This window comes from Deltaproteobacteria bacterium (assembly GCA_016874755.1).
Taxonomy (GTDB): Bacteria; Desulfobacterota; Binatia; order UBA9968; family UBA9968; genus DP-20.
The window spans coordinates 22811-35127 of record VGTH01000054.1 but is presented as its reverse complement, the minus strand read 5'-3'; the positions used below and the strand labels follow the sequence as shown (position 1 = coordinate 35127).

Below are 12317 nucleotides of genomic sequence, written 5' to 3'. Positions count from 1 at the left end.
TTGGGGGGGGGGGGCAAGTGATACCTCCTTCTTGACAAGCGCTCTTCGTGCCATGACTCGTCATATATCATGTTGACACAAATCTTAAAAAAGTGCTACGCAATTCGTAGGTCAAGATCACCATGCACCACCTATCGCGATTCGGCGTTTCGCTGGAAGACGACTTGCTTGAAGCTTTCGACAAGAGCATCGGCGGGCAGGGCTATCAGAATCGTTCCGAGGCGATTCGCGATCTGATCCGTGATCATTTGATCCAGAAAAAGATCAATCATGGCGCCAGCGAGGTGATTGGCGTGGTAACCCTGGTCTATGACCATAGGGTGCACCACCTGAGCGATGTTTTGGCCGACATGCAACACAAAGCCGAGGTCAACGTGAATGCCAGCTTGCACATCCATCTCGACGAACACAACTGTCTCGAAGTAATCGTGATTCGCGGCCGCGCCGACAAAGTTCACGAGATCTCGGGCAAGCTGATCGCCACCAAAGGGGTGCAGAACGGCAAATTAGTAACCACCACTCCGGAGCTAAAGCACTAGAATTTTTTTTGCCCCTGGGTAACACGAATCTAGGAATGTTGCTATTCGGATAACTATCGGAAATAACCATGAGCCGCGCCGAACATAGCCACGAGACCGACACCCCAGCCGCCCACGCGCAAGGTTCGGGCACGGCGCTCACTCTGATCAGCCTCGCCCACGGCATCAACCACGCCCAGTCGGCGCTTAAGCCATTGGTCTTTCCCTTGGTCCTACGCCAGTGGCTCGGCTTCAAAGCCGCCTTCGGCGCCATGGCGGCTTCGTTTGTTCTTGCGACCACCTGCATCTTCCTAGGGCGGCTCCGAGATATCGCACCGAGTCAACTCGCCCACGAAGTTAGCCACCCATCACCACTAATGTTCCACGGGAGGAAAACAAATGGTGAAGTCGTTTCGCAGCGCCGCTCGGCTATTTTGTCTGCTTGCCGGAACTGCGCCGCTCTATTCGGCGGCTCCCGCACCGGCTGCCGATGCGAACGCCCCTGTCGAAGTCTACGTCTGGGGCCAACAACCAACCTTCGCGGCGAGTGAACAAACCCGCGCCGCGCGCGATCTGGAGCTGCGGCCCACCAATACACCGACTGATGTGCTGCGTCTCACACCGAGTTTGGTCTTAGGCCAGCACCACGGCGGCGGCAAAGCCGACCAGATTTTGTTTCGCGGCTTCGATGCTGACCACGGCACCGACTTCGCCGTATTCGTCGACGGCATCCCCGTCAACATGGTAAGCCACGCCCACGGTCAGGGCTACGCCGACCTGCATTGGCTCATCCCCGAGACCATCGACCGGGTGGAAATCTACAAAGGTCCCTATTTCGCCCACCTGGGCGACTTCGCCACATCCGGCGCCATGAACATCATCACCAAACGGCGCGACCAGAATACCTGGTTCAGCGTCGCCGGCGGCAGCTACAACACCCAGCGCTATCTCGGCGTGCTGTCGCCTCCCGAAGGAACATTCTTGGCGCCCTATTTAGCCTTCGAGGCCTACCACAACGACGGCGCGTTCAAGAGCGAGAACAACTACAACCGCTATAATTTGCTGACCAAACTGACGTTGCTCTCGACGCCAAATTCTAAACTGAATTTCCTCGCGACGTTCTTCAAAACCGCCTGGGACGCTTCCGGGCAAATCCCGGCGCGCGCCGTGCGCGAAGGCAGCCTCGGGCGCTTTGGCACCCTGGACCCAAGCGAAGGCGGCAAATCGGAACGACAAAACTTGAGCCTCATTTATAACTACACCGACGCTAACCAGTCGCTGAATATCCAGACATGGTCGTCCTGGTACCGCCTGCGGCTCTGGTCGAACTTCACGTTCTTCGCCAACGACCCGGTAAACGGCGACGGCATCGAGCAAAACGACAAAAGATTTCTAGTCGGCAACAACGTCAATTATCGGCGCAGCTACAACCTGTGGGGCTTGCCGATGGAAACCTTCGTCGGCTTTCAAAGCCGCTTCGATCACGTCCGCATTGGCCTGTTCAATCAAACCAACCGCGAACGCACCAGCATCACCAATCATAACAATATCGAGCAGACCAACCTCGGCTGGTTTATCCAGCAGGAAGTCAAACCTGCCGACTGGCTGCGCTTCCAGTTGGGCGCCCGCATGGACAATTTCTGGTTCACCGTCAGGCAAAAAGGCGATCCCGCTGACGTAGCGGAACCGATCTCCGGCCGGGGCTCGGCAACGATTGTCAATCCCAAAGTCAACTTCATCTTCACCCCGTTCAAAGACAACCAGGTTGCCAAGAACATCAACTTCTTCGTCAACTTCGGCGGCGGCTATCATTCGAACGACGCCCGCGTCTTCGTCCAGGATAAAGACAAGAAGATCCCGCGCTACCTGGGCGGCGAGTTGGGCTACCGCTCGCGCTTTTTCGACAGAGTCGACGTCAGCCTGGCCTATTGGCGCGCCCATCTCGAAAGCGAGCTGACTTTCGTGGGCGACGCCGGCACCTTCGAAGCCGGCGGCCGCAGCCGCCGCCAAGGCATCGAGAGTGAAATCCGCTACGACGTTTTACCCTGGCTGTCCTACGACCAAGACTTTTCCTACACCTGGGCGCGCATGGTCGATAGCGGCGGCCATGTGCCGCTGGCGCCGCGCTTGACGGTACTGAGCGGCCTGACCGCGCGCCATGATTCTGGTCTGCAAGGTCGCCTGCAGATGCGCCACGTCGGCTCGCGCTACGGCGCGGAGGATACCAACTTGAAGACTCGCGCCTACACGATTTTCGATCTGCTCTTGAAATACACCTACAAACGTTACGACGTGTTTCTGTCCTTTGAGAATCTCGCCAACACCAAGTGGCGCTCGGCGGAAACTTTTTTCGAGTCGCAGAGATTAGGTGAAGTGGCGCCGGTGCTGGATTCGCATTTTACACCCGGCGATCCTTTCACGGTCAAGGCGGGCTTTACCGTGCGTTTGTGGTAACCGGCTTCTTATTGAGCTTTTCGATGTTTAGTTTCATCGACATCATCGTCAAAGGCGGCCTGGTCATGGCGCCGCTGCTGCTGTGCTCGGTAATCGCGCTCGCCGTCGTCATCGAGCGTTTTCTGTTTTGGCGGCGTATCAGCAATCGGCAAGCTGCCGAAGAAGTGCTTGGGCTAGCCGAGCGCGGCGACTTTAGCAAAGCGTCAGATGCCGCGCGGCGCGTCGACGCGCCGTTAGTCCGCGTCCTGGCGTCCGGGCTGAAGCATCGCAATCCCGCTGCCGCCAAAGCGCTCGAAGTCGCGGCGCAAAAAGAAGTTCCCGTGCTAAAACAAAGGCTAACGATTCTCGACACGATAATCACCCTGGCGCCGCTGCTCGGCTTGCTCGGCACGGTCGTCGGCATGATCGGCTCGTTCGACATCATGTCCGCGGCCGGCATGGGCCAGCCGCATGCCGTCACGGGCGGGGTTGCCGAAGCGCTGATCGCCACCGCGACCGGCTTGTTGATCGCGATCCTCACCCTGGTGCCCTACAACTATTTCACCCGCCGCGCCGAACGCGAGCTGGAAGAAATCGAGTACTACGCCTCACGGCTGGAACTGGCGCTCGGCGGCAGCCAGGATAAGTAATGCGCCTGCGCCAACGCCCTGTGAAAAAAGCTCGCATCGAGATCATCCCGATGATCGACACGATCTTTTTTCTGCTGGTCTTCTTCATGATCTCGACCCTATCGATGGCGCAATACGGCGGCCTGCCGGTCAACCTGCCGAAAGCGGCGAGCGGCAATCAAGCCCCCGCTGAAAGCGCTGCGGTAACGATCCAGCCCGATGGCACCGTCGCCATCGACAAACAGCCGGTGGCGCGCGGGCAAGTCGGCGCGGTGCTGCAGGAACGATTGACGAAAAATCCTGCGCTGTTGGTGCTGATCAACGCCGATGAGAAAGTCGAACACGGCGTCGTCGTCGAGATCATGGACGCGGCGCGCCAGGCTGGCGTCGCCAAAATGGCCATCGCGGTCAAGCCCAAGGACACCCGGCAGTGAAAAAGGAGGTTCTTGGCATCCCGCTCCTCTTCTCCTGCGCCATCCACCTGCTGGTCCTTGTGCTGCTGTCTTTCGTTTTGCACCAAAAGAATTTTCGCCGCAAGGATTTTCTCCCCATCGCTCTCGTCGACCTGCCGGGCAGCGCCACGCCGCCGCCAGTCCAGCAGATCGAGGAGCCCAAGAAACCCCCACCGCCACCACCTAGAGGAGTGGAAAAGCCTAAGGAGATCAAACTGCCGGTCAAGAGCGAGAGTGCCAAGATCGCTAAACCGGCGCCGCCGCTGGCGATACCGGCCGCGCAAGAGCCGAGCATGGGCAACGAGACCAAAACTGCCGCGCCGGCACGAACCGAAACGCCGCCAAGCGTTTTTCCAGGCGCCAACGTCGAAGGCGGCGGCAGCGCCGCAGGCGCAGGAAATCTGTTCGGCAAAGGCGATCTCGGCGTGGTGCCAGGAAGCGGCACTCCCGGCGGTGGCGGCGGCACGGCGGCAACCGGGCTCGGCCGCGGCGCCGGCGCGCCTGGCTTGCCCGCGCCAACCGCGCCGCTGCGCACCCATCGCGAAGCCAAACCGATTCAAAGCGCCCGCGCCGTCTATCCGGCCATGGCGCTACGCGCCGGCCTGGAAGCCGACGTCACTTTGAAAATCGAAGTCGATCCCAACGGCAGCGTCACCAAAGCCGAAATCATCAAGAGCGGCGGCGCCGGCTTCGACGAGGAAGCGTTGAAAGCGGTGAAGCTGTCACGCTTCGAACCGGCGCAAAAAGACGGCCAGAACGTGGCGGCGGAGTTTACCTACATTTACAAATTTCGCCTGCAGCGCTAAGCCTGCACGGTAGTTTCAGGGGAAAATTTCGATTCCATAGTCGGGGTACGACAGCACCTTGCGTTTGATCGAGCGGCGACACTCGCCCGATCACAGGAGAGACACCACCATGGAAACCCCCTTGGGACCCAGAATAGGACTCAGAAGAGAGACGGACTTGACGGAGTTGACTAAGGCCATTCTCATAAGCTCGTGAGGATGGCGCAGCGGCCCCGCTCGGTTTTCTTGAGATCATCCACCGGTTGTGGTCGGCGTCTTCGTGTCGTTATTGCTATGGGTAGCGCCGTACCCGTGTTCACCAGCGCGACGATGAAGATCCCTTGCGCGCCATCCACCACGAGGTTATTGTTGGCGAGTCCGCGGCATCGCGGTGCGCAGCGCTATCGCGGTTCACCCTAGTCTCACGGGGGTGTGGCCAATTTGGCGACGCCCCTCTGAAAGTAATGTCAAAGATATTCCTCAACGTCGGTGCCACGACCACAGAGTCGATTGATTCGCACCAACGTGTCTGGGTTCGGCTCCCGGAAACGAAAATACCAGCCGTCGTCCGAACCTACGCGCGGCAGATCCATCCCGGCGCAAAAGTGTTGCTCTGGCTCGGCAGCGTCAAAAATATTTTTCACTGTCACTTTTTGCCACGACTCAGCGCCTTGCGTGAAACGTCGCTGGAACAGCGCAAACCAGAATACGCCGCCCTGCGGGCACAGATCGACGCTTTTGCCGGCGACCTGCATAAACGGGCACAGATCTTTATCTCTTTTTTGTCCGCACGGTGCCGGATTGAACGCGGGCTCTATCCGATCATCGAAAAAGTCACGCAGCGGTGCGTGTTGACGCACAAAGATATCTTGCTGCTCGTGGACGCACTGTGTGCTGCGGTGGAGAACACGGCAACTCCACCCCCCGTCCGAAAGTCAAATCTTCAACAGTTCATCGGGACGGGCAAATACGATACCGCAACCATCCTCTGGCTTGCGCTCTGTGTCGATGCGAAATTCGCCCTACAGCTATGGCGCGATAACTTGCTGGAGGAAGAACAGGCCGCCCCTACAACGATGCATGCCTTCGCCGCCCTGCAGGATGAGTTAAGGCGAGCCATCGAGAAGCTCAGGACCGGTGGGGCTTGTCCCCAGAGCATTGCCTCAGTCGATCTAAACGATTGGCTTACATCGCTTATTGGCTGCGCACCTGAGCAGCGATTCTTTGCCGAAGCCCGCGAATGTCATGAGGGACTGAACAAATCAGGCTGTTTGAAGTTTGATGTTTTGAGTAGTTTTCGGGATTTCGGCGAAAATGCCCCGCGATTTATTTCGTTGGACAAACTTTCGCGAGCCGTCACCGCGATGGATCGTACACTCTCGCACCTCGTTGTCCAGTTCGCCACGGATGATGCGGAGATGAAAAAGTTGACAGGCAGCCATCTGCTGCATTCGGGGCTGTTGGTTCGCGGTCTTGTCGGTGAAAGCGAAGCGATGCACGTTCTCTATCCACTCAATGCGACGGCGATTCCGGGTCAACTTGAGTTAAGCGCGCGCTTGATCGAAAAAACTCGCCAAGCCATCAGCGACGGCTCATTGGCACATCTGTGCGGGCGCCACTATGGGATAGCCGCCGCGCCATTGCAGCGAGGCGTCGAGCGCCTGTTGGCCATAATACGAACGACGCTGCCGCTCATGCCGATCGAAGTGCATCACTTGGCACAAGCGATTGAAACTCAGATGCACCTGCGCAAGGTTGGGGAAAAACTAAAATTTTCCGGTATGACAGGCGATTGTCGACAGCAGGCCGTACAGCTTCAAATTACTGGGCGCGCGGCGCGGGCGCGTCAATTTGCCCTCGCCCGGATGCTCAAATCCGACTTCCACGTCGACCCGACCCGATTGTTCTACATCGATAACCTGCTGATCGATCGGATCAATGCTATTTACGGCCCCGATCTCGAGTTCATGCGGCAAATCCTCGCCGGCTACATCGAGCGTCATGAGGCGCGCGGCATCAGGGAACCGACAGAGACTTTGCCGCCGGCACCAAATAGTGGCGACAAAACTTTACTTTAGCTTGCTCAACAAGTCTGCTCCTCGAAGTTTCTTCAAAGCAAGGCCGTTTTGCCGGTGGTTGTGATTTGCGATCTGAGTCTTCCAGACCCTTAAGGCCGAGCAACTCGACTGTTACCGGGCGGTGGAGCCAGCCGCAACGCGACTCCTCCCATGACTTCATGACTACGATCCGACTCGACGTTGACTTATGGAGCCGCACAGCCACTGAAGCATGCTATCGACCTTTTGAGTGCGCCGAGGATGACAACGAGAACTGCGGAGAAAACGTTGCGGCACAGGCGGTTTCCGCCGCGCAGCCGTTCCGCTTAGCGGTACGGGTTGTGGAAAAACCACGCCGGACTCGAAGAAGTGAGGGTCGTCTTCTACGCCAAGCGACCAGCGACCCGGGCGAGACGCGTGGGGGAGAGAGTTGCTGCGTCGAGGCGAGAGGCTCGGCATGCGGTAGACTCATGGTGCCGTTGGTATTTGGTGGCCTCGCATCGGTTGACGTCGTAGCGGCTGCCGACTATGGTGCAGGCAACGCGCCAAAATGGAGGAATAAGTGACGACGACGGCCGCCGCTTGCATCGAAGAGACCCTCAACATAGCCGGCACATCCCTGCAGATGCGGCGCGGCGGCTCTGGAGCACCGTTGCTGCTTCTCCACGGTGAGCTGGGTGTTCCCGATTGGCTACGCGCCCACGAGCTGCTGGCCCAACACTACTCCGTGTATGTCCCCTCCCTGCCTGGCTTCGGCACTTCGAAGATTCCGGATTGGATGATGTCGGTCCGGGACCTGTCTGCCTGGGTAAACTGGTTTGTACGCGACTACGGTCTCTTGACCCCGCTCAACGTCATAGGCTTCTCCTTGGGTGGCTGGGTCGCTGCCGAGCTTGCCACCGCCAACAGCGCCATCTTCTCGAAAATGGTGCTGGTAGGGGCAGCAGGCATCAAGCCCCGGCAGGGGGAGATCTGGGACTACTTTTTGAACGGTGCCAAGGACGCGTTCCGACAGTCCTTCTTTAACTCCGCCGCGACAGAATACGTGAAGCACTATGGCAGAGACTGGACACCGGATGAGGCTGAACAGATAGAGACTAACCGAGAGGCGGCCATCCGTTACCTTTGGCGTCCCTACATGCATAGCGTCACACTGGCCGGCCTGCTCCCCGGCATCGGAATCCCTACCCTTCTCTTATGGGGGAGGCAGGATGCCATTGTCCCGCTGAACAGTTGTGAGCTTTATAAGCAGGGCATACCTGGTGCCCAGGTTGCGGTCATTGAGGACTGCGGACATATGCCCGAGATGGAGAAACCGGAGGAGTTCGCGAAAACCGTCATTGAGTTTCTGGAAGCCTGATAGCGACTGGGCACAAATCAGGCGCACAGCAGATAGCGCGGTTCCACTTCCCGATCGGGAACGGGGAACAAGGAGTGAAGCACGATGTTCATAGGTCACTTTACAGAGCAACCCTGGCAGAAGGAAGACTGGCCCACGGCCTGGGGGTCGGGCGTCATGGAGGTGAGCAACAGCGAATACGACCCCTTTCGCGCCGCTAACCTCTACAATCGATATATGGACGAGAAGGTCTACGCTGAGGAGATGGGATTCGACGGGATCATGGTCAACGAGCACCACAGCGCCCCGTTCTGCATGAATGGGGTAGCCAACGTCACGGCCTCCATTCTTGCCCGCATCACCAGCAAGGCCAAGATCGTGATCCTCGGCAACATTCTGCCCATTCACGACGATCCCCTCTGGTTGGCGGAGGGGCTAGCGATGATTGATGTGATTTCCCGCGGGCGGCTTGTCCCCGGTATAGTCCGCGGCGGTGGCAATGAGAGCCTGGCGCACAACGCACCCCCGCACTTCAACCGGGAGCGCTTCGAGGAAGCCCACGATTTCCTCATCAAGACGTGGACGACCCCCGGCCCCTTCCGCTGGGAGGGCAAGCACTACCACTACAGGTATGTGAACCCCTGGGCAGTGCCATACCAGAAGCCCCATCCGCCCATTTGGGTGCCCGGCACATCTAGCAGGGAGACTGTAGAGTGGGCGGCCAAGCATCGCTATCCCTATATGATGCTGGCCAGCCAGTTGGATCTGACCCAGCAGATGTACCAGATCTACTATGACGCCGCGCGGCAAGAGGGTTATGAAGCCGGGCCCCAGCATCTTGGCTTCATGTTTTTCTGCCACGTCGACGAAACGGAAGAAAGAGCCATAGAGGTCGGCCGGACTTTAACCCAGGGAGTGCGCAGCCCCTACGATCCCGGTGCGCAGCGGCCACGGCCATGGATTGAGGGCCCCCCGGGAATCTCCACCAAGAGCGCCCGAGCCCTGCGACGAAAGATGGTAGCCTCGGACTCGTCCGGCCGCACCCGCGCGGGAGCGAGGGCAACCTTCGAAGACCAGGTGGCGACCCACGGCATGATCGTCGGCACCCCTGACACGGTGGTGCCCAAGGTGCGCTACATCATGGAAACCCTGCGGCCGGGGACCATCATCTTTCGCACCGGCGACGGCGCCATGTCCCACCAAGACCAGATGCGAACGTTGAAGCTCATGGGTGAAGAGGTCTTACCGGCCATGCGGGAAATCGCCAAGGAACTTGGCCTGCCAGGGCCTTACGACGTAGACCCTAGAACCAATGAGCCGGTGGCCGCACTAGCGTCCTGACGCCCGCGTTCCCTTAAACCGGCCCCTGTTGGAAGGAAAATTAGGCTCATGTAACGAATCGAGTGTTGGGCCGGAAACCCTCCTCGGGCGGACGGGTTATGGCAAAGTGATTGGTACATCGGATCGAGAAAGGAAACGCCATGGAAGCTGTCGCACAAATCGAATCTGGCCGCACGCTGGCTGAGTTGGAATCTTACTTCAAAAAATATTCCGACATGCCGCGCGAAGTGGTGCTCAAGCACGATCTTTTGCGCGACGGCCACTGGTTTACCGACGCGGCGCTGGAGTTGGCCTCCGATGCGCTGGTGAAGTCCTACCGGCTGTTTTCCTACGATCTGATTCCGATGAAGGACATGAAGCGCAAGGAGCACCGCAAAATCACCGAGTGGTTCATGCTGCGCGGCGGCCCTTATGGGCTGCGGCCGGTGACGGTGCAGACCACGCTCAACTCCAACTCGCCCTACGTCATCGATGCGGTGGACGGTAAGGCGAAGCTGTTTCTGCAGGGTAAAGAGATTTGCGATGTGTCCTTCCCCCGGCCACTCAAGTACTACACGCGCAAGTTTGCCGACGGCACGGCCTACCATGAGATTATCGCGTACGGTTATTTCGTCACGGCGTTTCGCAACTGCCAATATTGGGGCCCGGACGAGGAGTGCCGCTTCTGCGATATCAACATCAACGCCCGGCAGATGAAGGAGTCGAAGGATTTTACTTTTAATCCTCCGGTAAAGCCGCTCGACTACATGGTCGAAGTGGCGCGCTCCATCGAACAGGACGCGACCGAAGAGGTGGGCTTCACGCCGCTGATCGATTACCTGATCACCGGCGGGACGATTCTCAAAACGCTGCACGGCAAAGACGAGGAGCAGTTCTATTGCGAATACGCTTCTGCGCTCAAATGGGGCGGCCACCGGCGCCATGTCTATTTGCAAACCAACGCCAAAGAGAAAGAAACGCTCATGCGCTATCGCGCCGCTGGCGTCGACGGCCATCACGCTAATATGGAAGTGTGGGACCGCAAATTGTTCGAATGGATAAATCCTGGGAAAAATCGCCGCGTCGGTTGGGACAACTGGGTGCAGGGCATGGTCGATGCAGTCGACGTTTTCGGTGAGACCAACGTGCGGCCCAATTTCGTCAGCGGCGTCGAGATGGCGCAGCCGCATGGTTTCAAAACGGTCAAGGAAGCGGTCCATTCCACCAGCGAGGGTTTCGACTATATGATGAAGCACGGCGTTTTCCCGCGCTTGAACCAATGGCGCCGCGAGCCGGGGTCGAATTTGGTTGCAACCCATCCGCAGCCGGCGATCCCGTTGGATTTTTACCTGCAGCTGATGGCCAATTATTACGAGACTTGGAAGAAATACAGTTTGCCGATCGCGCCGCATAACTCGGTTCATCCCGAGACGCGCATCATGGGTCGCGGCCACGGAACTTATGACGACATCATCTTGCTCAACGAAGTGGACGATTACGAGGCGCGCGTCGACGACGCTTTGCGGAACGGGCTGAAGGCTTGCGTGCTCGCGCACACCAACGCATAAGGGGGCGAGAACACAATGCGTGATGGTTTGTCGTTGACAGCGAAGGGCCGGTCTCGGACCCGCTGCAAGAGATGCGCCAGAAGCGCCGTCGCTCTTCTGATGTTTTTCGTTTCTCCGTTGCTGAGCTTTGCCGCCGACAAACTGCGCATCGGCTACGGCGCGCCGTCGGTGACCATGGCGCCGCTGTGGATCGCGCAGGAGGGCGGCCTGTTTGCGCGCAACGGATTGGAAGTCGAAGCGCTCTATCTCGAAAGCGCCCTGGTGCAGCGCGCGCTGATTGCCGGCGAAATTTCCTTTGGCGAGATGACGGGCGCCCTGCTCTCGGCGCCGCGGCTCCAGGGCGCGGACGTCACGATGGTGTTGGGTTTTGTCGATCGCTTGCTGTTTCGCCTGGTGGCGCGCGCCGAGATCAAGAGCCCGGCCGATTTGAAAGGCAAAAAGATCGGCACCTCGCGCTTCGGCGCGGCGCTCGATCGCGCGCTGCGGTTGGCGTTGCCTCGGTTGGGCGTGAACCCAGACAAGGACGTGACGTTTCTCCAGATCGGCAGTGAAGCGACGCTGCTGACGGCGCTACTCGGCAAAACCGTCGACGCCACGCTGTTGCAGCCGCCGCGATTTAGGAAGGCCGTCGACGCGGGCATGAACGTGTTGGCGAACCTCGAAGAAATGAACATTCCATTTCAGCACACGGGGCTGGTGACGACGCAACGATACGTGAATAAGAATGCCGATATCACCCGCCGCGTCGTGAAATCGTTCGTCGACAGCATTCACCTGATGCGCACCCAACCGGAGACCGCCAAGAAGGCGATCAATCGGCATATGCGCTTGAACGATGAGCGCGAGTTGGAAGAGGCCTATCAATTATTGAAGCGAGTGGCGCTGGTAAAACCGTATCCGTCGCTCGCCGGGATCAGAACTATTCTCGACGACCTGGTCGATCAACTGCCGGCGGCGAAAACCGCCGACCCGAAGGATTTCGTCGATACGCGCTGGCTCGAAGAATTAGACAAGTCTGGCTACATCGACCGGCTCTACCGATGAGAATTTTCCGCGCGGCTAGATGGGGACTTTCACCGGCGCCGCTCGGTCTGAGCTCGACCGAGCGGCGCCACAAAGAACGTTTCGCGCCTTTCCTGGCCGCTTTCCGGCCGAGCCGACCGCTAGGCCACTGATTTTTTCGTCAACCAGAAAAGGGATTGACAATTCCGCCGGC

At 58.7% G+C, this 12317-nt stretch carries 10 protein-coding genes; all 10 read left to right on the top strand.

The window, feature by feature from the left end:
* The first annotated feature begins 122 nt into the window (after positions 1–122).
* The 10 genes from nikR to FJ145_23425 all read left to right on the top strand — a co-directional run bounded on the left by nikR (position 123) and on the right by FJ145_23425 (position 12145).
* Positions 123–539: a nickel-responsive transcriptional regulator NikR gene (nikR, locus tag FJ145_23470; protein MBM4264371.1), complete on the top strand. Its 417-nt coding sequence runs from the start codon at positions 123–125 to the stop codon at positions 537–539.
* A gap of 378 nt (positions 540–917) precedes the next feature.
* Positions 918–2972, top strand: coding sequence for a hypothetical protein (locus FJ145_23465; GenBank protein ID MBM4264370.1), 2055 nt, complete (start codon positions 918–920; stop codon positions 2970–2972).
* 23 nt (positions 2973–2995) lie between these two features.
* Entirely contained in the window at positions 2996–3601 is a 606-nt protein-coding gene (locus tag FJ145_23460; GenBank protein MBM4264369.1) for a MotA/TolQ/ExbB proton channel family protein, read from the top strand.
* Complete coding sequence (locus tag FJ145_23455) at positions 3601–4014, top strand: biopolymer transporter ExbD (GenBank protein MBM4264368.1); 414 nt, start codon at positions 3601–3603, stop codon at positions 4012–4014. Before FJ145_23460 ends, FJ145_23455 begins: the two co-directional genes overlap by 1 nt.
* Entirely contained in the window at positions 4011–4838 is an 828-nt protein-coding gene (locus FJ145_23450; GenBank protein ID MBM4264367.1) for an energy transducer TonB, read from the top strand. The genes FJ145_23455 and FJ145_23450 overlap by 4 nt, the downstream gene beginning before the upstream one ends.
* A gap of 443 nt (positions 4839–5281) precedes the next feature.
* Positions 5282–6895, top strand: coding sequence for a hypothetical protein (locus tag FJ145_23445; GenBank protein MBM4264366.1), 1614 nt, complete (start codon positions 5282–5284; stop codon positions 6893–6895).
* A 541-nt stretch (positions 6896–7436) separates the two neighbouring features.
* Complete coding sequence (locus FJ145_23440) at positions 7437–8234, top strand: alpha/beta hydrolase (protein MBM4264365.1); 798 nt, start codon at positions 7437–7439, stop codon at positions 8232–8234.
* 84 nt (positions 8235–8318) lie between these two features.
* Complete coding sequence (locus FJ145_23435; GenBank protein ID MBM4264364.1) at positions 8319–9554, top strand: LLM class flavin-dependent oxidoreductase; 1236 nt, start codon at positions 8319–8321, stop codon at positions 9552–9554.
* A gap of 140 nt (positions 9555–9694) precedes the next feature.
* Positions 9695–11101, top strand: coding sequence for a hypothetical protein (locus FJ145_23430; GenBank protein MBM4264363.1), 1407 nt, complete (start codon positions 9695–9697; stop codon positions 11099–11101).
* Between the two features lie 15 nt (positions 11102–11116).
* Positions 11117–12145, top strand: a complete 1029-nt coding sequence (locus tag FJ145_23425) for an ABC transporter substrate-binding protein (protein ID MBM4264362.1) — start codon at positions 11117–11119, stop codon at positions 12143–12145.
* The last annotated feature ends 172 nt before the right edge of the window (positions 12146–12317 follow it).